General features: G+C 34.7%; 21 protein-coding genes, 1 pseudogene and 2 riboswitches. Of the genes and pseudogenes, 17 read left to right on the top strand and 5 right to left on the bottom strand.

What is annotated here, in order from left to right:
* The first annotated feature begins 8 nt into the window (after window positions 1-8).
* Window positions 9-284, top strand: a complete 276-nt coding sequence (locus tag MHH51_RS12490; protein ID WP_339282217.1) for a transposase — start codon at window positions 9-11, stop codon at window positions 282-284.
* 892 nt (window positions 285-1176) lie between these two features.
* On the opposite strand, the gene MHH51_RS12485 is transcribed toward MHH51_RS12490, so the two are convergent.
* Window positions 1177-1971 (bottom strand): SDR family oxidoreductase, encoded by a 795-nt coding sequence (locus tag MHH51_RS12485; protein ID WP_339282216.1) that lies wholly within the window; start codon window positions 1969-1971, stop codon window positions 1177-1179.
* Window positions 1972-1975: 4 nt separating this feature from the next.
* On the bottom strand, window positions 1976-2584 hold the full coding sequence (locus MHH51_RS12480) for a TetR/AcrR family transcriptional regulator (RefSeq protein WP_339282215.1): 609 nt from the start codon (window positions 2582-2584) through the stop codon (window positions 1976-1978).
* 287 nt (window positions 2585-2871) lie between these two features.
* Here MHH51_RS12480 and MHH51_RS12475 point away from each other — a divergent pair, with 287 nt between their 5' ends.
* From MHH51_RS12475 to MHH51_RS12450, 6 genes are all read left to right on the top strand, one after another.
* Window positions 2872-3270, top strand: coding sequence for a glyoxalase (locus MHH51_RS12475; protein ID WP_156985306.1), 399 nt, complete (start codon window positions 2872-2874; stop codon window positions 3268-3270).
* 313 nt (window positions 3271-3583) lie between these two features.
* Window positions 3584-3683, top strand: a riboswitch (TPP riboswitch).
* A gap of 104 nt (window positions 3684-3787) precedes the next feature.
* Window positions 3788-3897: riboswitch (TPP riboswitch) on the top strand.
* 141 nt (window positions 3898-4038) lie between these two features.
* Window positions 4039-4812 (top strand): ABC transporter ATP-binding protein, encoded by a 774-nt coding sequence (locus tag MHH51_RS12470; protein ID WP_339282214.1) that lies wholly within the window; start codon window positions 4039-4041, stop codon window positions 4810-4812.
* A gap of 3 nt (window positions 4813-4815) precedes the next feature.
* Window positions 4816-5556 (top strand): ABC transporter permease, encoded by a 741-nt coding sequence (locus MHH51_RS12465; RefSeq protein ID WP_339282213.1) that lies wholly within the window; start codon window positions 4816-4818, stop codon window positions 5554-5556.
* 1 nt (window position 5557) lies between these two features.
* On the top strand, window positions 5558-6565 hold the full coding sequence (locus MHH51_RS12460; RefSeq protein WP_339282212.1) for an ABC transporter substrate-binding protein: 1008 nt from the start codon (window positions 5558-5560) through the stop codon (window positions 6563-6565).
* A gap of 184 nt (window positions 6566-6749) precedes the next feature.
* Complete coding sequence (locus MHH51_RS12455) at window positions 6750-7070, top strand: antibiotic biosynthesis monooxygenase (protein WP_147212114.1); 321 nt, start codon at window positions 6750-6752, stop codon at window positions 7068-7070.
* Between the two features lie 767 nt (window positions 7071-7837).
* Window positions 7838-8332 carry a LysM peptidoglycan-binding domain-containing protein gene (locus MHH51_RS12450; RefSeq protein WP_147212115.1) on the top strand — a complete coding sequence of 165 codons (495 nt, stop codon included), beginning with the start codon at window positions 7838-7840 and terminating at the stop codon, window positions 8330-8332.
* 155 nt (window positions 8333-8487) lie between these two features.
* On the opposite strand, the gene MHH51_RS12445 is transcribed toward MHH51_RS12450, so the two are convergent.
* Both MHH51_RS12445 and MHH51_RS12440 read right to left on the bottom strand, forming a co-directional pair.
* Complete coding sequence (locus tag MHH51_RS12445; RefSeq protein ID WP_339282211.1) at window positions 8488-9096, bottom strand: class I SAM-dependent methyltransferase; 609 nt, start codon at window positions 9094-9096, stop codon at window positions 8488-8490.
* A 726-nt stretch (window positions 9097-9822) separates the two neighbouring features.
* Entirely contained in the window at window positions 9823-9987 is a 165-nt protein-coding gene (locus MHH51_RS12440; RefSeq protein WP_186813712.1) for a hypothetical protein, read from the bottom strand.
* A gap of 255 nt (window positions 9988-10242) precedes the next feature.
* Here MHH51_RS12440 and MHH51_RS12435 point away from each other — a divergent pair, with 255 nt between their 5' ends.
* From MHH51_RS12435 to MHH51_RS12415, 5 genes and pseudogenes are all read left to right on the top strand, one after another.
* Window positions 10243-10764 (top strand): VOC family protein, encoded by a 522-nt coding sequence (locus MHH51_RS12435; RefSeq protein ID WP_147212118.1) that lies wholly within the window; start codon window positions 10243-10245, stop codon window positions 10762-10764.
* A 116-nt stretch (window positions 10765-10880) separates the two neighbouring features.
* Window positions 10881-11438: an NAD(P)H-dependent oxidoreductase gene (locus tag MHH51_RS12430; protein ID WP_156985313.1), complete on the top strand. Its 558-nt coding sequence runs from the start codon at window positions 10881-10883 to the stop codon at window positions 11436-11438.
* A 485-nt stretch (window positions 11439-11923) separates the two neighbouring features.
* A pseudogene (locus MHH51_RS12425) lies at window positions 11924-12264 on the top strand (histidine phosphatase family protein); the annotation flags it as partial.
* A gap of 352 nt (window positions 12265-12616) precedes the next feature.
* On the top strand, window positions 12617-12754 hold the full coding sequence (locus MHH51_RS12420; RefSeq protein ID WP_281289861.1) for an RAxF-45 family protein: 138 nt from the start codon (window positions 12617-12619) through the stop codon (window positions 12752-12754).
* A 205-nt stretch (window positions 12755-12959) separates the two neighbouring features.
* Window positions 12960-14393 (top strand): DHA2 family efflux MFS transporter permease subunit, encoded by a 1434-nt coding sequence (locus MHH51_RS12415; protein WP_156985314.1) that lies wholly within the window; start codon window positions 12960-12962, stop codon window positions 14391-14393.
* A gap of 121 nt (window positions 14394-14514) precedes the next feature.
* Here MHH51_RS12415 and MHH51_RS12410 read toward each other — a convergent pair whose 3' ends face one another.
* On the bottom strand, window positions 14515-15384 hold the full coding sequence (locus tag MHH51_RS12410) for a LysR family transcriptional regulator (protein WP_156985315.1): 870 nt from the start codon (window positions 15382-15384) through the stop codon (window positions 14515-14517).
* A 100-nt stretch (window positions 15385-15484) separates the two neighbouring features.
* Here MHH51_RS12410 and MHH51_RS12405 point away from each other — a divergent pair, with 100 nt between their 5' ends.
* The 5 genes from MHH51_RS12405 to MHH51_RS12385 all read left to right on the top strand — a co-directional run bounded on the left by MHH51_RS12405 (window position 15485) and on the right by MHH51_RS12385 (window position 21336).
* Window positions 15485-16645 (top strand): MFS transporter, encoded by a 1161-nt coding sequence (locus tag MHH51_RS12405; RefSeq protein WP_339282210.1) that lies wholly within the window; start codon window positions 15485-15487, stop codon window positions 16643-16645.
* Between the two features lie 382 nt (window positions 16646-17027).
* Window positions 17028-18326 carry a neutral/alkaline non-lysosomal ceramidase N-terminal domain-containing protein gene (locus tag MHH51_RS12400; RefSeq protein ID WP_339282209.1) on the top strand — a complete coding sequence of 433 codons (1299 nt, stop codon included), beginning with the start codon at window positions 17028-17030 and terminating at the stop codon, window positions 18324-18326.
* 35 nt (window positions 18327-18361) lie between these two features.
* Complete coding sequence (locus tag MHH51_RS12395) at window positions 18362-19102, top strand: SIS domain-containing protein (protein WP_156985318.1); 741 nt, start codon at window positions 18362-18364, stop codon at window positions 19100-19102.
* Between the two features lie 73 nt (window positions 19103-19175).
* Window positions 19176-19886, top strand: coding sequence for a GntR family transcriptional regulator (locus MHH51_RS12390; protein ID WP_156985319.1), 711 nt, complete (start codon window positions 19176-19178; stop codon window positions 19884-19886).
* Between the two features lie 94 nt (window positions 19887-19980).
* Window positions 19981-21336, top strand: coding sequence for a hypothetical protein (locus MHH51_RS12385; RefSeq protein WP_147212125.1), 1356 nt, complete (start codon window positions 19981-19983; stop codon window positions 21334-21336).
* The last annotated feature ends 324 nt before the right edge of the window (window positions 21337-21660 follow it).

Here is a 21660-nt window from a genome sequence, read left to right as displayed (position 1 = left end):
TATTTTGATTGAAGCCAAAAGCGATTGCGATTGATGAGTATAAAAGAGTTGCAGGCAATAAGAAGTATCAAACAATCATCGCTGATCCAATCCGTCATAAACCATTAGAAATTCTTCCGGACCGGGAAAAGGATACATTAGTAGCGTACTTAAAAGAACATGGAGATAGCGTGGAAGTTGTTGTCATGAATATGAGTCATTCATTTAAAGCTGCGGTAAGCAGGGCATTGAATTTTCCGATTATCTTAGCCGACCGGTTTCACTTTACCAGGTATATTTATTAGGCGCTGGAGTGTGTTCGAATTTGTGTGCAAAGAGAATTTCACGACTATGACCGGAAGAAGTGCAAACGAATAAGGCATGTATTTTATAAAAAAGATCTGACAGAAAAATCAGTGCTGGTATTTGGAGCGTTATCAACGGTTATCGGAGGATTTAAAAAGAGCGCATGAGTTAAAAGAAGCGTATAATATGTGGTTTAAAATAGTGAGAGCTGAGAGCAAATGGAGAAAACAAACTGTTAGATACTTAAAAAGGGACATCGAATTCATTTGTCAATTACTTCCAGTTCCCAGAATTTTATTTTTCTTAATACAAATACAGGAGAAAACCCTGCCACGGCTGTAAAGACAGTTCAAACGACACAGCAGATGCATCACCAGGCAAGAAATCTGTCTTAATTCAATTGACTGTGTTGCCTGAAAAGAACCATGAGGAGGCATAATTGGACAGACGGTGCATTTGACAGTACGACAGTTTTTCAGCTCATATAAATGATTGATTAAAATCATTTGGTTGATATCGGGAATTAACTTTCTTAGTTCACCAAACCGTTGAATTAATTTATTGTGAAGACGAAAGAGAAATGCTACCTAATTGTAAATCAGAAAGCATTGCAGTAACGCCTTGTAGTCCTTTTGCAATAAGAAAGCTTACAAGAAAGTTCGATGTACAAACTTCGCGCTCAAAAATTGATCTTGCTGGCATAAGCTTTAGCTATCGCATTTCAAGAGGAAGATATCGCTTGTTTGAAAGAGCCTTATATACCACATAATCTAGTTGAATTTAAATAAAATATTCGCAAGTATTTTCTATAATTTATAGCAATGTAACTGACTGAAAAATATTAATAAATAGTAAAAGGAGCAGCATTTCGCTGCCCTTTTTACTGTTGAATTAATAAATAGAAGGTATTAAACCACCATCCATTCGAACCGCGGTACCTTTCATGGCACCAGAGTATGGGCTGCTTAAAAATGCAACCATTCTTCCTATCTCAAAAGGACGGATAAACCTTTCAATATATGAATCAGGTAAATTAGACAATACAAAGTCTTTTTCAATTTGTTCGAAAGATTTACTGGAGGTATCATTCATATCTTTGAGTATGTTTTCAACATTCTCTGATAATGTGGGCCCGGGCATAATAGTATTAATTGTTACTTCTTTGCCTTTGGTTAAAAAGGATAATGATTTAGATAAAGATAAAATCATTGATTTGGTCACAGCATACTGCGGCATATTTCCAGAAGGCATAACAGCTTCTTCGCTGGCAATAAAAATAATTCTGCCAAAATTTTTACTCTGCATTTTTTCTAAATAAAATCTAGACATATTATCAGCAACGAGGAAATTGGTATCGAAATATTTTTTCCAGACTTCATCAGTGATTTCTTCATAGTTCATCATTTCGTATACGCCTAAATTATTCACAAGAATATCTACATCAGGATGATTATTACAGATATTTTCTCTATCATCCTTGTTCAATAGATTACCAAAGGCATTTTGAGGATTAGTTTCTGGATGTTTTTGCTTTATGTCATGAACAACCAATTCTGCTTCCTCATTGCTTCTGCCGTTGACCAAAACATCCGCACCTTCTTTTGCAAGTTCATAAGCTATTGCCTTTCCTATTCCTTTCGTTGACCCGGTAATAAGTGCTTTTTTATTTTTTAATTTTAAATCCATATTATTAGTCTCCTTTATTAGCCACATGTAATACATTTAAGTAAAAAGTAATCGTGTTGCGTACAAAACTTTCTTTTGTATTTTTTTCAATTTCAACTAAACTAAAATAAATTTGAGGGTCAAAAACGTGCATCAATTGATGGGATAAATAGTTATTAGGCAAAGAAGAGTTTACCTCGTTTATTTCTTTTCCATTTTGTATGATTAGAGAAAAATTCTTTATGATCTTATCAATAACTGCATTTAATTCATTATAGTATTGTACATTAAATAATTGATGCATATAAAGAAAATGATTCTTAGTAAAATCAAAAAAGTCACTATCAAATCCATACGTGATTATTTTTTTGATTTTATCACTTGTAAGTTCTTCTTTTTTATCGATAAGTTCCACTTTGGCATTAAATTCTTTTAATTTAGGTATCAAAATATTAAAAAGTAATTCCTCCTTTGATTTAAAATGCAAATATAACGTACCCTTTGCAATATTAGATTCTTTCGCTATGTCATTCATCGTTACGTTATCAAAACCTTTTAGTCTAAATAGTTTCTCTGCATTATTTAGAATGGTAGTATTTCTATCATGAAATATTTTATCCATTCTTTGTGACATGAATAAAACCTCCTTTATTTGACCCATAGTCAATTTTGACCTGTGGTCATTTTAATATATTTTTACCTATTAGGCAAGAAATTTCAATATTATGTATGAAAAAATGTCTAATATAAGATGCAGGGGAAAACACACCAGGAGAAATCAAGAAGCCTTATTTATTCTGAAAAAGAAAATAGGTAATGGCTTATACCGAGAATTTATTAAATAAAAGAAAAACTATTGAGCAATCGAGAAGAAGCTTTTCTTATTCATTTATAGTAAACTAATAAAAAGGAGGCGTTTTAATGAGTACAATGATTTTTGTTAACTTTCCAGTCAAGAATGTAGCAGATGCCACTAATTTTTACGAAAAAATTGGATTTACAAAGAACGATGACTTTTCTGATGTTCATGCAAGCTGTATGGTCTGGGACGAAAATTTTTATATCATGTTGTTAGAACATTCTTTTTATCAACAGTTCCTCAAAAATAAGAAGATTGCCGATACACAAAAAGAAAATGCTGCTTTAATTTGTTTCGGCATGGAAAGCGCTGAAGCAGTCAAAGAATTTGGACAATTAGCAAAAGAAAATGGCGGCGATGCTTATCGTGTTGATATGGGGGTGCCGGAAGAGCAAATGTATGGCTTGGAGGTATCTGATATTGATGGGAATATGTTAGAACCGATGTGGATGAAACAATAGGGTAATAAATGAATAGAAGAAATGTGGAGAGATAATGATCTCGTCCTATTAATAAGTACCAATAATGACAGGAACCAGCCTGACGCTAATATTGTAGTGTCAGGCATGGTTTGCATTTTTAAATGATATATGCTTAAATAAGCCTTAAGTATTTTACTTCTTTCTTATAGCATGCTGTAGTGTATTCGTTTCAAGAATAAAAACCATAATACACCCTGATTATAAAGGATACCGCTGAAAATAACGCTATGAATGCATCATGCTATTTAATCAGCACTTACAGGTAAACTATTAATTCTAAATTTCATATTTCTATAATCGCTAGGGGAGCAATTTTATTGCTGAGAAAGGAAACTTGACCCTTGGAACCTGATTTAGTTAACACTAACGTAGGGAAGTGAGGTTTACTTAAGTAGGTAATAATCTAGTTATGTACTCATTTCCCATTCATCAATATTTGTTGAGTGGGTTTTTTAATGCTCTTACAGTAGATTCAAATAGTAAGAGATACAATTTAATAAGAATGTAGGGGGACCAGTGTTGCTGGTTGAGATAGTATCCATAAGATAAAGACCCTTAGAACCTGATCTGGTTGAGACCAGCGTAGGGAACATGCAAAGTAATTTCTATCATATGGAAATGTGTGTACCCTGGGCTTCGTGTCCGGGGTATTTTTGTTTGAAGGGAGGCGTGCATATTCAATCTATTAACAAGTGTTATTAAGAAATAAACTTATACTTTTTATCAGAAAGAGGGTGAAAACGAAGGATGAGAGAACAAAATAATAAATTAGCACTTCAGTTTAAAAATGTCGATTTCCATTATAAAAATGATGCAGGGGAGATTCCCATTTTAAAAAACATGAATCTTTCTGTTGCAGATGGTGAATTTGTAAGTATTATCGGTGCAAGCGGCTCAGGAAAATCAACCATATTTCGTCTTATTGTCGGGCTGGAAGAACTGACCGGTGGATCTATCTATTTAAATGAAAAACAAGTAACCGACCGTTCAGGAAAAGTTGGGTATATGCCTCAACAGGATTTATTAATGCCTTGGCGTACAGTTCAGCAAAATGCAGTTCTTCCGTTAGAACTGCACAAAGAAAGTCGTCTCGATAGAAGAGCTGTCGATAGCTTGCTGGAGGCGTTTGGTTTAAAAGGATACGAGAATAAATATCCGCATGAACTATCCGGTGGGATGCGCCAGCGTGTTTCCTTTTTAAGAGCTACTTTATCCGGTTCTAATGTGCTATTGCTGGACGAACCTTTTTCAGCTTTGGATGCGATGAACAGGTTATTTATGCAGGAATGGCTATTAGAACAATGGAAAGAGCAGCAATCTACTATTTTATTTATAACACATGATATTACAGAAGCATTATTTTTGTCTGACCGCATTTTTGTCATTACTGATACACCTTTTACAACATTTAAAGAGATCGAAGTGCCTTTGGAACGTCCAAGACGGCAACAGGATTTAGGAAATAAAGAAGTGACGGAGCTAAAAAATAATCTGCTGGATCAATTTCGGATGAGGGTGTAATCAATGAAAAATTATCTTTATTCTATTATTTTAATCACAATATTTTTATTTATATGGGAAGCAGGAGCGAGGTTTGTTAATACACCATTTATTTTACCGGCGCCGACTGAAATTGCGATAAAGCTATGGGAATTGAAAGCGGAGCTTCTGCTGCATCATCTTCCTGTTACACTGGCTGTTATTGCAATTGGCCTCGGTATTTCATTAGTACTTGGAATTATCCTAGCAATCAGTATGAATATATCAAAAACATTAGAGCAAGCCATTTATCCTATTTTAATTACATCACAAACCATTCCTATTATTGCACTGGCACCTATTTTTGTACTTTGGTTCGGATATTCCATCTGGAGCAAAGTCATCGTTACAATTATCATTACCTTTTTTCCTATTACCGTCAGTACATTCGATGGTTTTCGATCAACAAGTAAAGAACTGAAAGAGTTATTTCAAACACTTGGCGCATCTAAAAGACAGCTTTTTTTCAAGCTGGAGGTTCCATCTGCACTGCCTTCTTTCTTTTCAGGGTTAAAAGTAGCCGTCCCCATGAGTGTGATTGGCGCTGCAATTGGAGAGTGGCTCGGTGCACAGGCTGGCCTAGGTTATTTTAGCCGGCGGATGATGACACAATTTAATGGAGCAGGGGTCTTTGCACCTATAGTCGTTCTCTCTTTAATTGGAATTATATTATTTATTACAGTTGTTTTGCTAGAAAAATATATATTGAAATGGAGAAGATCTTAGTATGAATAAATTAACAGCAATAGTTAGTATTCTGATAGGCTTTACAATTCTAAGCGCTTGTGGAAATGAAGAATCAAATGCAGAGGATAATAAAAAAGTAAACGGGACAAATACTGTTTCTATTATGCTTGATTGGTATCCGAATGCCGTACATAGTTATCTATACGTAGCAGAAGAGAAGGGTTATTTTGAGGAAGAAGGGATTGAAGTTGATATTCAATTCCCGGCAAATCCAACAGACCCTCTGACACTTGCGGCTTCAGGCAAGGTGACAATGGGGTTATATTACCAGCCCGATGTGATTGCAGCAAGAGCAAATGAAGATATTCCTGTTAAGTCTGTGGCTGCTGTCGTTCGTGAGCCGTTAAACCGGATTGTTTCCCGTTCCAATGATCCGATAGAATCGCCGAAAGAATTAGAAGGGAGGCAGGTAGGTTACCCTGGAATTCCTGTAAATGAGGCAATTGTTAAAACAATGGTCGAGCATGACGGCGGAGATTATGAAAAAGTAGATATGATAAATGTAGAATTTGAATTAGGTTCTTCACTTATTTCTGAGCAGGTCGATGCAGTGAGTGGCATGTATGTGAATCATGAAGTGCCAGTCTTACGCAGTGAAGGGCATGCAATTGATTTTATTGATCCAGTAGATTACGGGGTGCCTGATTTTTACGAAATTGTCGCTGTGACAAGTGATGAAACATGGGATGCCGAGCGAGAAAATATTGAAGCGTTTTGGCGCGCTGCGCGTAAGGGATACGATTTCATGGTTGAAAATGAGGAAGAAGCACTGCAAATCCTGCTGGATTATCAGGATGAAGTAAACTTTCCCCTGGAAAAAGAAATTGAAACAGAGAGCTTAACTATTTTATTACCAAAAATGGATTCAGAGCAGGGTTTTGGTACACAGGAAAGAGCTTCATGGGAAAAAACAGCGAATTGGTTAAAAGAATACGGCGTGATTAAAGAAATTCCAAATATCGATGATATATTTGTCAATATTGAATAATAATTTCTATAAAGCTGCTTATTTATTGTTCAAAGTATTGTTGGAAATCAGCCAAGTGCGTTTCAAGCAAGGGTTTCTCATGGTATACCGTATTTTTGGCACACCCGAATAGGTGGAAAACAGGCAGAAGTGGTATTAGAATATAAACATAGATTTTTATCTAAATCATAGGAGGCTGTGCATAATGATTAAAGTCGTTAACACATTACGAGTAAAAAAAGGAAAGGTAAATGAGGTCGCAGCATTATTCCAAAAAGCTAAGGCAGTACACACATTTGATGGATTTGTATTTATGGAAGTCTTGATAAAAGAAAATACAGCAGAGTATGATGAGCTGCAGGTTTGCACAACGTGGGATGATCACGCTTCTTTTGAGGTTTGGAGAGAAAGCAGAGAAACAAGAAAAGCTCATGAATCACAGAATAAAGAAGAAAAAGAAGATAGTCCAATCCTTGGAACGGAATTATCAATATTTGAAGTCTTTGTACAGCACCATCCAGCATAGTATCCTTTTATCTAAGTTTTGTTACACTATGATTATTCACAAAATGCCGTCTTCAACTGTGAAGAAGACGGCATTTTTATGAATAGATTTATGCATATTTCCCCAATAATTCATACAATAATCAATTAGTGAACGAATCAAACTGCTTATTAAAATAAATAATATTGCAATTAGGTATTGACAACTAATGTGATAATGATTATCATTATCATTACAGAAAGGGGTTTCTCTATCAAATTATTCTGTGGATTAATCAGATCACTCATTGTGTTACCCCCCAACCAACATATAGAGACTTGATAGAGATTCCTTCTCTTTTGTTATAGGTCATAAGAAATCCTGTAATTATACAAAACTGATTTCTTATTATATATGCGAAAAATAAAGAATAGAGGAAAGAAAAATCTTATTTGTCCGGGTTAACGGGAAGATTTTTCTTTCCTTTCTTTTTTGATTTGATAAAAAATACAGTAGATTTAGGCTGTGATACAAACCTTTGAAGCAGTAAAATCTACGAAGAATTTTATAAAAAAATCGTTAATCAGAGATATAAAAGGGGGATGACAAGTAGTTATCAAACTTACTATTACGGAAAATAATTAACGCAATGAAGAAATATTTCATTTTTTTCATTTTCTTTACAATTAAATTAAAAATGTTCAGATAGATAGAATTTGCGTTTACAAGTTAAAAAGAAGGGTAGATAGTAGTTATTACATAGAAAGGGAGTTGTTATTATCAAGTATATTTCTTTAATCATTTTTTCTTTGGTTGGATTCGTACTCTTTGCAGGGACAGCAGCTGCTGAGAAGAATTATGAAGTAAAATCAGGAGATAATGTATACCGTATTGCCCAAAACTATCAAGTAGATGTAAATGCTGTCATTGCAGCAAATCCATCCATATCGGATCCTGCCTATATTGAAGCTGGACAAACAATAAAAATACCAGATGAAACTGGAGCTTCTTTTACTGTTACAGCCTATACAGCTGGACCTGAATCTACCGGAAAAGAACCTGGCGACCCTGCCTATGGTATAACGGCGTCTGGTGAAGAGGTAGAAGAAGGTAAAACAATTGCATGTCCGCAATCTCTTCCTTTTGGAACAAAAATACATATCTCAGATCTGAATGAAACTTACGTGTGTGAAGATCGGGGAAGCGCAATTACAAATGGCCATTTGGATATTTACATGGAAGATTTAGATGATGCACTTGAATTTGGAGTACAAGAACTTCAAGCTAAAGTGTGGACATATTAACTCTGAAAACTAGATTACAGATTTATAATGTTATTCATAACTTTACCACAAAAAAGCAGCCTGTTACCTCAAAACATTGGTATCAGGCTGCTTCATTTCTAACATCCTATAATAGAAGAAATAGAAAGTAAAATAAATAAATGTGATCAATTAAATTATAGAGTTTTATAAGCTGCGAGTTGAATAACGTGCCCCAGTCCATTGTGTGATTTACCTTCAAAACGTTCCACTTCACCATAATAAAAATGCTTGATTTTCCAGTCTGTAAAAATATCAAGTACTTCATATGGCGAGTATAAGCGACTGGAGTCTTTTCCGCCATCAGTCCGGTAAGGAAGCTGACGATCAGAGCGAACCTCCATGATATAGATTCCACCCGGGCGAAGTGTTTTTTTGATTCCTTTCATTAAACGCTGACGGACAGAAGCATCTCCAATATGACCAAAAACATTCAATACTACATCCCATTGATTTTCTCTAAAAGGGCTATTTTGTGTTAGATCTACTAACTCTGTTTTTACCTCTACACTTCTTTCATCAGCAAGCCGCTGTAATTTGTTCAAGGCAACGGAAGAATAATCCCAGGCAGTAACCTGATGCCCCAATTCAGCTGCATAGACGGCATTACGTCCTTCTCCCTCTGCCAGAGTTAATAGATCAGAAGGAGGTTGACCGGGTAACATTGATTGAACAAAGACATTAGGGTCTTTTCCGTATCGGTATTCCTGATTATTATATAGTTCATCCCATTTATTGTTTGTCATTTATAATCTCCTTTCTTCCATAACATAATCATAATGTTATTAGCCTAAACTTTCATTTTTATTTTATTATCTGTTTATTTATGCTTCCAAGAGCATAGACTCTCTAAGATTGGTAGAAAGTTAATTCCTTAATCAGATAAAGCGTACTCTGCTTTTGGATGTACCTGCTGATGGAAAGGCTTGAAATAGAAAATCAGCAGTCTGCAGGTAATTATTTTGATAGACGTAAAAGCTTAGGCTCAGTGAAAATTTTATTATCGATAAAGGCATGAGTATGATCAGGTGCTGATGTCTGCTGCTCATAATGTTTGTGCATGGGAATCCAAAATTGCCGGTATTTCTCTTCAACAACCTGAGCCGAGTTAACCCAAGCTATATCTCTTTGCACAGCTCGATTCACCATGGTTTCGTTATCAATATCCAGCCAAATTACATAGTCCCAGTAATTAATAAGCTCTGGATGCAGAAGAAATATAATAACAATATCTTATTTCCTGCAGTATGCCATTGATCTGTGATCTCCTTGTCATGGAATGAATCCCAAAGAGACGTTCGGCATTTTCGATTTCCTTCAGATCCAAGAGGCTCCAATACGAAGTTGGCAAACGAAGTATAATCGAATCCATAATCATAATAAGCTTGCACCGTCCAATCTCCTTGCTGCGAGCGATTTTTATGTTCAGGGTAATGGAAATGATCGATGGAAGACTGGAAAACTACACGGGTTTATTCGCGGATAGCTTCAGCCAGCTCATCGGATAATGTAGTTTTCCCCGCAGCAGATCGGCCATCTATAGCAACCCTTGTCGGATGGTCTAGATTTAATGAGACAATTTCATTGGCAAGAGCAGTGATTACAGCACGTCTCGATTTATTTGGCAGGGTAGACATGTTTCTTTCTCCTCCTGAAAACATATTCCATTAATTTATCAATATTTAAGTTATCTTCGCCGAAAATACATATCTAGCATATATGTTTTCTGAAAAAATTAATAGGTTCAAGTTGAAATTTTAAAAGTATCTATTAAAGAGAATGCACTTTATCACTTGACTAAGAACCAGCCCCCCTTTAATATGTATGCACTCGCAAATACTATAAGTTAATATAAAGATATTAGTTCATTTAATAAAAGGAGTGATTTTATCATGGCAAATTTAACAAGCGGCATTGATCATATCGGAGTTACAGTCCCAGATATTGAAGAAGCTACTACATTTTTCAAAAAAGCTTTTCACGCAAAAATTTCCTACGATAATAAGAAATTAGGTGATGAACCACAGCAGGGAGAGGATGTGGAAAAAACATTAGGTCTTAAAAAAGGGGCAAAGGTTATTCATATCCGTATTCTTTCTTTTGGTAATGGCTCCAGCTTAGAGCTTTTTAATTTTAAAAATACAGAGCAAAGAGAGCCAGTTATTGCTTCTGACCTGGGAGTACAGCACTTTGCATTTTATGTTGATGATATCCAGCAATCAGCTGATTATTTTGTTGAAGCAGGCGGGGAACTATTAACGGAACCAGGCGAGCTATTAGGAGATGTGGAAAATGGAGCAGGGGAATTTGTTTATGGACGTGCTCCATGGGGTATGCTGATTGAGTTAATAAGCTACAATCCAAATAAATTAGATTACCCTGAATATAGTGAAGCAAAAAGATTTACACCTTAAAATATATATTTAGGTCCATTTTTCATTTCATGGTTTGTATGGAGCATAATTATTCACTTGAAAATATACAAGCAGGATATACTTCAGTTTAATAACAAAATAGGAGTGTGTTAAAAATGACAAAAATTGCAGTATTAATAGGATCATTACGGAAAGAGTCATTTTCCAGGAAGGTTGCAAAAAATGTAATGGGGTTATTTCCGGATAAATTTGAAACAGAAATTATTCCGATTGGAGATTTGCCATTATACAACCAAGACTTTGATGATGAGGGTAACCCTCCTCATCATTGGACAACCTTCCGAGAAAAAATGAAAGAATTTGATGCTGTTTTATTTGTAACACCGGAGTATAACCGTTCCGTGCCTGGTGTATTAAAAAATGCCATTGATATTGGTTCCCGCCCTAAAGAAGATAGCGTTTGGAATGATAAACCAGCAGCAATTATCAGTAACTCACCAAGTAACTTGAGTGGATTTGGTGCCAACCATCATTTACGGCAGTCGCTCGTGTTTTTTAACATGCCTGTCGTACAGCAGCCAGAAGCATATTTAGCAAATGTTGCGACACTGTTAGATGAGACTGGAAAAATTAATAATGACAGCACTATTCAATTTCTCCAGTCTTTTGTAGATGCTTTTGTAGATTTAATTGAGACATTTGAAGCAAATTAACTGATCTAAATTAAAAATAGTTCCAGTCCATTAAAAAGAATGGCCGGAACTATTTTTGTGCTCGGTGGTTAGCGCCTATACCAATGTATTCCTTAGAACTACAGGAATTGGCTTGAACATTAATAATGTTTTTGATCTAAGGGGCGAGTACAAATATTACGACCTCTTTCGTATTAATCAGCTTATCAAAAGGTAAAACAAACATAGCCAACACTTTCTTTTACCATCATGACAAATGTTGCTATTAGATTAAAGGTAGCAACAACATTTAATCTATACTGCTCCACATAAGCTATCTTAAGAGAAAGTTACATCATACATTTGTTTCAGAGCAAATATTAATCCTTAAATCCAGTAATCCTGAGCATATATTAAAAAGATTCAAACAGCCAAATTGAATTAGTGAAATAGATACAATATTTGGTAAACTGTATTCCGTAAAAGATTATTGAAGAACAATTGTGTCAAAACAATATTTATACTTAATGAGACATGGAAAAACATTTTTTAATCAAATGAAAAAGATTCAAGGATGGTGTGACTCTCCATTAACCGAAAACAGTGTAGAGCAGGCGCGGATTGCCGAAGGGTATTTTAAGAAACAAAATATTGAACTAGATGCTGCTTATAGTTCCACATCTGAGCGGGCCTGCGATACTCTCTGGAACTAGTGACAGATCTGCCTTATAAACGAATAAAAGGATTGAAAGAATGGAATTTTGGCTGTTTTGAAGGGGAGCATGAATATTTGAATCCAGCACTTCCATATAGAGATTTTTTTGTTCAATTTGGTGGGGATGGTGAGGATGAAGTACAGAAACGTATTTCTGATTGCTTATTAGATATTATGCAGCAAGAGGAAGGGAGAAATACTTAATCTGGATAATTCATAAAACACTTTTAGACAAAAGACAATATCAACCCCTAAGAGAAGGAGCGGTATAAAAAATGAGTCAAAATCCGAGGGCCCTATTCCTTATATAAGGAATAGGGCCCTCGGAATCTGGTATAAATATAAGACCAAGCACTATTCTTCAATTTGATAAAGTAATACTCTTATATTCAATAATGCTGTATTTAAGCATTTATTATTAATAAAATAGTATTTATGTCTTGAAAAATTATTTTGAAACTTTTACACTTTAAGACAGAGTATACGGAAAAGGAGGTGGAAAGAGATGTTAAATCTCACTGTATTTACGCATGAATTTTGGACAGAATATCTGTTTTTGAATCGTGCAAAGTTTGCTGCTTCAGTTGTTAACAGGATACGTATGTCCTTTTTTAACAACTTGATAGGGGAACAAAAACAGTGAAACCACCTCTTATCCATCGTGATATAAATTTGGTTTAAGGAGAGCTTTTCATGCTCTTCTTTTTGCTTGCTAAATTTGAAATGAAGCTATGGGGAGTATATTTCCTCATGGCTTTTTGTTGATTAAAAGGTCATACGTCATAAAATACAATTTTAGAGTTGACAACACGATTTGAAAATATATTGTGACAAAAAGGTTGGTTTATATGACAAAAAATATTTCTAAAGAGATACCAAAAGAAAAAAGATTTTTAATCATGGTTATTCTATTAACCGGAGTGTTCTTCACCCTTTTAAATGAAACACTTTTAAATTTAGCGATTCCTGTGCTCGTAAATGAGATGGATGCTGCTCCTTCGACTGTTCAATGGGTAGTTACAGGATATATGTTGATCATGGGAGTGTTTATTCCTGTATCTTCTCTGATGATTCAGTGGTTTACAACAAGACAATTATTTATTGGATCCCTTGTTTTATTTTCTGTAGGAAGTCTTGTTTCTGGTTTAGCTGCTGCTTTGCCATATTTATTTATCGGGAGATTCTTTCAGGCTATGGGTACTGCTTTGTTACTTCCATTAATGATGCACACTTTGCTCATGCTCTATCCTGCGAAAAAAAGAGGTACTGTTATGGGGTTTATTGGTTTAGTCATCATGGTCGCCCCAGCTATAGGACCGCCACTTTCAGGAGTCATATTAGATTTTTTGAACTGGAGATGGCTCTTTTTCATGATGCTGCCACTTATCTTTCTTGTATTGATTAGCTCCATATTCGTATTAGATAATGTGACAACTGTTACAAGGCCAAAAATAGATATTCGTTCTATTCTTTTTTCCATTTTTGGATTTGGCGGCATTGTTTTTGGACTTAGTTTTGCTGGTGATGAATCTGTAAGCTGGCTGAATCCAAGTGTATATATTTCACTTTGTGTTGGTCTTGTATGTCTTTCAGGTTTTGTATGGAGGCAATTAAAGTCAGCAACGCCCATGCTTGAAATGCGGACCTTTAGACATCCTATGTTTTCATTGGCTGCTCTTCTCCTATTTATCGGCATGATGACACAATTTTCAACGATTATTTTACTTCCATTCCTTTTCGAGAATGCACTTGGTGTCAGTACCGTTGCTGCTGGTCTTATTTTATTGCCGGGTGCAATTATAAATGGGGCTATCTCTCCATTTATAGGCCGGATATTCGATAAATTCGGTCCAAAAATTTTAGTGATACCAGGAATGATTTTGTTAGTAATTGGTTTACAGTTATTCACCAAAGTAAACACTGCAACTTCGATACTCATGTTTATATTGCTCTACACGTTAGTGATGATTGCCATTGCCATGATTATCATGCCGGCACAGACAAATGGATTAAACCAGCTTCCTGCTAAGTATTATTCACATGGTACTGCTATTTTCAATACATTACAGCAAATTGCAGGTGCAACTGGTATCGCCTTTTATGTCACGATGATGAGTGTAGGGCAAAACCTTTACCCAAGTACATCGGGCATTATCGGGGGGCAGGAAGATACAGTCGTTGCCGGGATACAGTTTGCTTTTAAAGTGGGTAGTTGTTTTGCTTTAGTGGGTTTGATATTTTCACTTTTTATAAGGCGAGCTATACCGCCTAATGAGGAGTAAGTAATTAATTCGCGACAATGAACCTTTTCTAGCGAGATGAAAGAAGCTATCTTAATTTTCATTTGAAGATAGCTTCTTTTTGTATTTATACCATTCAATAAATACCATAAACATTTTGTCTTCATTCAAAAACATCTTTCGCTACACGTAAGAATTCCTTTACTGCAGGTGAAGCATTTTCAATGGACTGACAGGCAAGTGTCACTTCACGTGTGTTTTTAATATTCAAGTTACTGATTTTTATATTCTGCTGTGTCTTTAAGAATAATTCTGGACCAATCGTAATGCCGAGACCTTCCTGTACCATATTAGCAATCGTTGTACAATCATGCACTTCGAAACGGATAGGAGGTTTTATTTGTGCTTCTTCAAACAACTCTTCTACATGAGATTGATACATTCCTGTCGGCATAATAAAAGGCTGGTCTTTTAAATCATTCATATCCACCGTTCCTTTTGAATGGAAGGGGTGTTCTGGATGATAAGCTACCACCATGTTGTCTTTTATCAAAGGAACCAAGTCAAAACCTGAATTTGACTTTCCTTTTACAACAAAACCGATGTCGATAATACCTGAACTCAGCCAATCGATAATTTCTTCATAGGTTCCTTCATAAAACTTAAATTCTATTTTAGGATGTTTTTTCTGAAACTTTGCGAGCAATTTCGGTAACAAACAGGAAGAAGCACTTGCAAATGTTCCCACACGAATCATTCCAGTTTCTAAATTGGTTGCTAATGCAACTTCCTGATGGATACTTTCCATTCTTCTCAGTATTTCTCTAATATGAGGAAGAACTTTTTGGCCTACATCTGTAAGAGTAATTCCTTTTTTACGGTCGCGGATTAACAGAGAAGCGCCCAATTCAGTCTCCAGACTGGCTACAGCGTGGCTTACTGCTGATTGTGTCATATTTAGTTTTTTAGCAGTGGCTGTAAAGCTCCCCGACTCAACTACTTTTGCAATGATTTCAAAGCGAACAATGCTCATGAGTTTTTACTCATCTCCCTTATTAAAAAATCGAGTTTTACTTATATTAACACGGGACTTACAATAAAAACAATGTTCAAAGAAGGGAGAAACATAGAAAATGAAAAACAGGAAGAATCAATTTACAATTATACTTTTAGCTTTGGGAGCATTTGTAACAGGAACAGGGGAATTTGTTGTTTCTGGAATATTAGAGCTGATTTCTTTTGATTTGGGCGTGTCTATATCAACGGCCGGTCAGTTGATCACGATTTATGCGCTATCTTATGCCGTCGGGGCATTGGTACTGGTCATGTTAACTTCTAAATTTGACCGTAAAAAAGTACTTTTATTTGCCATTTCTATGGTCGTTGCAGGAAATTTGATAGCATTTTTCAGCTATCATTTTGCCGTTCTTATGGCAGCCAGAGTTGTTCAGGCAATGAGTGGGGGACTGTTTATTGTCATAGCTACTAATTATGCGGCTCAAATTGCAGCTCCTGAAAGAAAGGGAAGTGCCATGGCGACGGTTCTTACTGGTTTTACGATTTCCTTGGTACTCGGGGTGCCAATAGGAACATTTTTAGCTGGATATGTTGATTGGCGTTACGTTTTTCTTATCATTGCGCTTGGTACAGTTCTTTTGTTAGCCGGACTTTACAAATTACTGCCGGCTATCGAAGGAAACCCATCACTGCCGTTTAAACAACAGCTGCAAATTATTAAAGACAAGCGGGTTCTTTCCGGGTTGATGACCACAATTTTTTGGATTTTAGGATATACTATGGTGTTCGCCTACATCGCTCCATTGTTAAGCAGTACAGCCGGATTTTCTATAAAGATGACAAGTATTGCCTTATTTGTTTTAGGCACCTTTGCTTTTATTGGATCACGTTTTGGAGGATATGCGGTAGACAAATGGGGGCCAAATCGAACCATATCTCTCAGTTTATGTATTCATATTGCTGCCTTATTTGTACTGGCATTTACCCAATATTCAACGATAGGTGTATTTATCACCTTAGCGGTTTGGGGTGTAGCAACCTGGACAACAACGCCGGCAAAGCAATTATATTTAGTTTCACTGAGACCCGAGTCATCTGAAACAGTAATCAGTTTTAATACCGCATTAATGAATGTGGGAATGATGTTTGGTTCTGCTCTAGGAGGAATTATTATTCAGAATATGGATATTGTTAACTTAAGCTGGATTGCCGGGTTGTTTGTGGCAGTTGCGCTTATTTTTATCAGGCGGTCTTTTTATTTGAATAAAATGTTGTGATAAAAAGAGGCGGACACAAAATAGAAGCAGCGCATCCATTATTTTAATAATAAGAGCAGATGAAGATGACACTGGAACAGCTGCAGTTACAGGCATAACTGATTAAAATTAATTTAAAAATGATTCTGGTCATCATTGATTAGAATCATTTTTTGCTGATGATGTATCTAGTTGCTTGGATGAATTTACAGAATATATGCCGAGAGATCAATTAGAACGAATCTGTTAATGAAAAATAAGAGAGCACCTTTTTTACTGAAATGACGTGATATTTTATATCTTATACTGGACTGCCATTATTTTTATATCCTTTTAATCGTTGAATTGCATGTATTTATAACATATTATAATAAGTAACAATTTGTTTTGAGGAGGAATATTAATGGCAATTCTATATGGTTTTTCAGAAAAGAAAGTAGATTTTCTAAAAGTGAAGAAATTAAGCGGATATTATCCTGTTAGAGAATGCCAAGGAGAACATGACCCACTGTTTGTTAAAACGCATACTTTTTTGGATGAATCTAATCACCATTACTTATTTTTTATTTCACTCGATGTAGTGGGCATTGATAGCACATTACACTGTAAAATTAAAAAAATAATTAAAGAAAATTTCATAAATGATTCTTATACATTTGATTTATTTCTTTTTGCAACTCATACTCATTCGGGGCCCAGCGGAATGATTGATACAAATAAGCAATTTAAGAGAGGCTTAATGGGGATTTTTGGAGAATACGATAATTTCCTAGAGGAGCATCTTATTTTGTTAATAACTAAATCAATAGTATGGAGTAAAAATAAAATGAAGTCGTTTCGCTACAGTATAAGTAAAACAAATATTCAAGAAATTGCAACAGATAGACATCAGCCTTCAAAAAAAATAGACCAGACAATGACCGTATTTGAAATTACTACGGATACAAGTAAAACAGCTATCGTTAATTATGCTTGTCATCCTACTGTTTTGCCATCTAGTAATTACTTAATTTCAGCAGACTTTCTTTCAGGTTTTTATGAAAAGATGAATGAAGCTTTTGATTTAGTAAGTTTTATTAATGGGAGCAGTGCAAATATCAGTACACGATTTACGAGAGAGGAACAAAGTTTCAGGCAATCTAGTTTTTTTAGCAATGCATTATATAGTCAGTTTATAAGAGAGAAAGCATATATAAAAGAAAAAGAAACATTAGGACGATTTTCTTTTGAAGAAAAATCAATAAGATTAGAAACAAAAGATGTCAGTACTATTTCTAAAAAAGAAGAACAGATTTCTAAAGAAAAATTAAAACAGAAGTTAAATAAGACATACAGTGAAAAAGAAAGAAAATTAATTCAAGTAAAAATTGAAGGAAAGCGTGCTGCTATCAAAATGAAGGAATCCTTAAGTGATATTTCTTCACTTAAAGTACCTTTTTGGATAGGTGCATTCGATGATCAATTAATTATCTTTATCCCTGGAGAAATAACTTCTAATTTAACAGAGAAATTGAGAAACAACTATCATGCTTTCATTTTCAGTCTGACAAATGATTATTTATTTTATTTTGCAGAAAAGGAGTTATATAAAGCGAATATGTATGAGGCGCAAAGCAGCTTTTTTAAAGCAGGCGAGGCAGAGAAATTAATTAACAAAATAGAAGAATACGTCGAACTCTTTGCATGTTATAACAGGTTATGATAATATGAGTGTATAATAATAAAAGGGGGGATAAAATGACTGTTAAAAACGAAGTTACAAAATTCTTGAATTATTTGAGTAATACGTGGCAACAAGTCATAGAAAATGAAGATGAAGCAATTAATAAGGCTGCAGAGTTAATTTTTAACAGCTGTAAAGACGGCGGTCGTTTTTATGTTTTTGGATCAGGTCATTCTCATATGGTGGCAGAGGAAATTTATATTAGAGCTGGAGGACTGGCTTATGTGAAGGGTATTCTTCCGCCTGAATTAATGTTGCATCAAATGCCGAATAAAAGCACATATATGGAACGATTAGATGGGTATGCTAAGAATATGTTAACGCTTTATAAAGTTGAAGCAGGAGATTCAATTATGGTCGTTTCTCAGTCGGGCCGAAATAACATATCGATAGAAATGTGTATGGAAGCTAAAAAGCTGGGGGCTAATGTGATTGCATTGACATCTATGGAGCACTCTCAATCGGTTTCTTCTCGGCATAAGTCTGGAAAAAATATTTATGAAATTGCCGATGTCACTATTGATAACCATGCACCAAAAGGAGATGCTGCCTATTACATGGAAGGGGTAGATACGGGGTTAGGACCTACATCTGATTTTACTGGAATTGGAATTTCACAAGCAATTATTATTGGCGTTATTTCACGCTTAAAAGAAGCCGAGTTAGAAATACCTGTGTTTAAAAGCTCGAATTTAGACGGAGCTGACGAATACAATGATAGGCTTTTCAATCAATATTACGGATATTGGAAATAACACACCAAATGATTAATATTCTTTCTGATGATATAATAACAACAGATTATAACAGATTGAGAGGATATTTAACATGGCTAATAACGCACCAAAATATGAGATTGTAAAAAATTATATACTAAGCAAAATTAAAGCAGGAATTTATCAACCACATCAAATTATTGAATCAGAATCAGAATTATCTAATAATCTTTCGGTGTCAAGAATAACTGTTAGACGGGGAATCGAAGAACTTGTCAATGAGAAAATATTATCCAAAAAAAAGGGGATAGGAACATTTGTTAATCCAATACCTAAATTTTTTGGATTCAAGGCTGGCATTGGTTTTTCTTCCGAAGCGAAAAATAGGGGGATAGAACCTTCTACAAAATTACTTGAATTGAAAAAAATAAAAGCGGATGCTGTACAAGCGGAAGATATGAAAATTGCTGTCGGCGATGAACTGTGGCTGGTTGAACGAATTAGATACGCTGATAAAGCAGCAGTTATTTACGAGGTAGAATATTTTGACGCTTCCATTGTGAAAGATTTAAATGCCGAGATTTGTGAAAATTCTATTTATGAATATCTAGATGAGCAAGGAATATCTTACGAATTTGTAGATCAGCGTATTAGTGCTACCTTAGCTAATTCAAAAGTAGCTGAGTTTTTGAATGTTGAAGAAGGAGCGCCGTTGATCGATACAAAAATAATTGCTTGTATGGAGAATGGAAAACCATTTAATGTTGGGTTTGCACTGTATCAAACAAAAAATTACTATTTGATGCATACCGTATATAAATAAATCTGACCAAATTCTATATTCTCTGGACCCGCTTATCTTGGATTTTTATTTTATATTTAATAAAAAACAGAAAGATAAGATTAGGAGGAAAACAATGAAAGCTTTTATATTATGTACTGAAATAGAGCCAAGGATGTTTCCCTTTGATAAACATTATCAAATTAATAGCCTCCCGATATTGAATAAGGAAATGATTCTTTGGCAAATAGAGAGATTATTAAAAGCTGGTATATTGGAATCGGATATTTATGTATTTCTTAATTATAAACCAGATCAAACAAGAAATCTTATAAAAAAATATCAAGAAATTAATTGTATAGAACCTAATCAAAATTTAGATGATTTTTTGCGGAAGAATCTTGAAATATTTAAGGAAGGAGCAATTATTCAAAAAGGTAATTCTCTTATTAGTGTACAGGATATAGTATCTCTTGAGAAATCAGAGGAAGATACCAGTGTTCTGCTAATAGAAAAAAGACAAAAAAGTATTGATATGATTGGTGCTCATGTAGAGAATAATCAAGTAAATCAATTTTTGGCTCATGCTCGTGAACACTATGTTAACTCTGAAGTGGCGGGATTATTTAAGTTGGATAAGCATGCTCTGGAAACAATTTCTTGCACGAATTATGGATTCAGTCAACGTGTGACAGGATCCGTAATTCCTAATCAGTTATTTATCGAAAATGGTTTGAATGATTATTTGAAAGAGGGAAAAAAGATTCAATCTGTGTTTGCTAAGGATGAAGTGCATCATTTACAATTCCCGTGGGATATATTAAACGTGAATGCATATTATCTTAACTCATTAACTCAGGAGATAAATAGTCATTCTATTGGAAATAATTCATTTATCTCTGAAGAATCAACTATAAACGGTAATATTATATTAGGGGATAATTCAACTATAGGTAAAAATGTGACCATTAATGGCAATGTAATTATCGGGGATAATGTAAACGTTGATACTGGAGCTATCATAAATGGACCTGTTTTGATAGGGAATAATTCATATGTTAAAGATTACGCAAAACTTGAACCAAATACTGTAATCGGCAGTGAGAACAGAATTGGGCATAATGCTGAAATAGAAGGTGTCACCATGAAAGGTATTTCAGCTATTCATTATAGCGAAATGTACGGTGTGATTGGTCAATATGTGGATATTGCTGCAGCCTGTGTATGCGGAATTGTAAGATTTAATGATACTCCACAGACACACAAAATAAATGGAAGAATTTATTCAGATATTTATTCAAACGCAATTTTTATTGGTGACTATACTAGAACAGGTATTAATAATATATTCTTCCCAGGAGTGAAAGTAGGAAGTGAATGTGCATTATACCCTGGGTTGAATGTGGAAAAAGATATACCTCACGAAACACTTGTTATAAAAAAAGAAGAACATATTGAAAAAGAATGGGGATATAAAAAATACGGTTGGTAGGATTGGTATGGATATAGACTAGTTTTCAACCCAATAAAAAATATGAAATTTCTCTATTTTTTAAAGCGGTTATTTTACGGCTGATGAGAACACAGGAAAAAGTGGATAATAATCAGAGCATTACTGTATTTAATGCTAGTTTGTAAATTATTAATAACTTTATTTCTATTAGAACTATTACTCATTCTGAGCTATTAGAACAATCACTTTATATTGAGATATTACTGAGTCCATTAGATATGAGTGAAGTGTAGTGATTAAAGTGAAGAGTAAGGATATTTTCATATCCCTATCTTTATTTAAGCCTCGTTTTCACTCATATTT

Origin of the sequence: Oceanobacillus sp. FSL K6-3682, assembly GCF_037976165.1 — a bacterium.
Lineage (GTDB): Bacteria > Bacillota > Bacilli > Bacillales > Amphibacillaceae > Oceanobacillus > Oceanobacillus sojae.
This window is presented reverse-complemented; position numbering and strand designations above follow the sequence as displayed.

Bases quoted from the DNA above. Each gene is read 5' to 3' on its own strand.
- MHH51_RS12405 (WP_339282210.1), top strand. From the start codon at position 15,485: ATGAAAAACAGGAAGAATCAATTTACAATTATACTTTTAGCTTTGGGA.
- MHH51_RS12480 (WP_339282215.1), bottom strand. From the start codon at position 2,584: ATGTCACAAAGAATGGATAAAATATTTCATGATAGAAATACTACCATT.
- MHH51_RS12455 (WP_147212114.1), top strand. From the start codon at position 6,750: ATGATTAAAGTCGTTAACACATTACGAGTAAAAAAAGGAAAGGTAAAT.
- MHH51_RS12460 (WP_339282212.1), top strand. From the start codon at position 5,558: ATGAATAAATTAACAGCAATAGTTAGTATTCTGATAGGCTTTACAATT.
- MHH51_RS12395 (WP_156985318.1), top strand. From the start codon at position 18,362: ATGACTGTTAAAAACGAAGTTACAAAATTCTTGAATTATTTGAGTAAT.
- MHH51_RS12485 (WP_339282216.1), bottom strand. From the start codon at position 1,971: ATGGATTTAAAATTAAAAAATAAAAAAGCACTTATTACCGGGTCAACG.
- MHH51_RS12400 (WP_339282209.1), top strand. From the start codon at position 17,028: ATGGCAATTCTATATGGTTTTTCAGAAAAGAAAGTAGATTTTCTAAAA.
- MHH51_RS12430 (WP_156985313.1), top strand. From the start codon at position 10,881: ATGACAAAAATTGCAGTATTAATAGGATCATTACGGAAAGAGTCATTT.
- MHH51_RS12410 (WP_156985315.1), bottom strand. From the start codon at position 15,384: ATGAGCATTGTTCGCTTTGAAATCATTGCAAAAGTAGTTGAGTCGGGG.
- MHH51_RS12420 (WP_281289861.1), top strand. From the start codon at position 12,617: ATGTTAAATCTCACTGTATTTACGCATGAATTTTGGACAGAATATCTG.
- MHH51_RS12415 (WP_156985314.1), top strand. From the start codon at position 12,960: ATGACAAAAAATATTTCTAAAGAGATACCAAAAGAAAAAAGATTTTTA.
- MHH51_RS12390 (WP_156985319.1), top strand. From the start codon at position 19,176: ATGGCTAATAACGCACCAAAATATGAGATTGTAAAAAATTATATACTA.
- MHH51_RS12475 (WP_156985306.1), top strand. From the start codon at position 2,872: ATGAGTACAATGATTTTTGTTAACTTTCCAGTCAAGAATGTAGCAGAT.
- MHH51_RS12385 (WP_147212125.1), top strand. From the start codon at position 19,981: ATGAAAGCTTTTATATTATGTACTGAAATAGAGCCAAGGATGTTTCCC.
- MHH51_RS12465 (WP_339282213.1), top strand. From the start codon at position 4,816: ATGAAAAATTATCTTTATTCTATTATTTTAATCACAATATTTTTATTT.
- MHH51_RS12445 (WP_339282211.1), bottom strand. From the start codon at position 9,096: ATGACAAACAATAAATGGGATGAACTATATAATAATCAGGAATACCGA.
- MHH51_RS12440 (WP_186813712.1), bottom strand. From the start codon at position 9,987: ATGTCTACCCTGCCAAATAAATCGAGACGTGCTGTAATCACTGCTCTT.
- MHH51_RS12435 (WP_147212118.1), top strand. From the start codon at position 10,243: ATGGCAAATTTAACAAGCGGCATTGATCATATCGGAGTTACAGTCCCA.
- MHH51_RS12470 (WP_339282214.1), top strand. From the start codon at position 4,039: ATGAGAGAACAAAATAATAAATTAGCACTTCAGTTTAAAAATGTCGAT.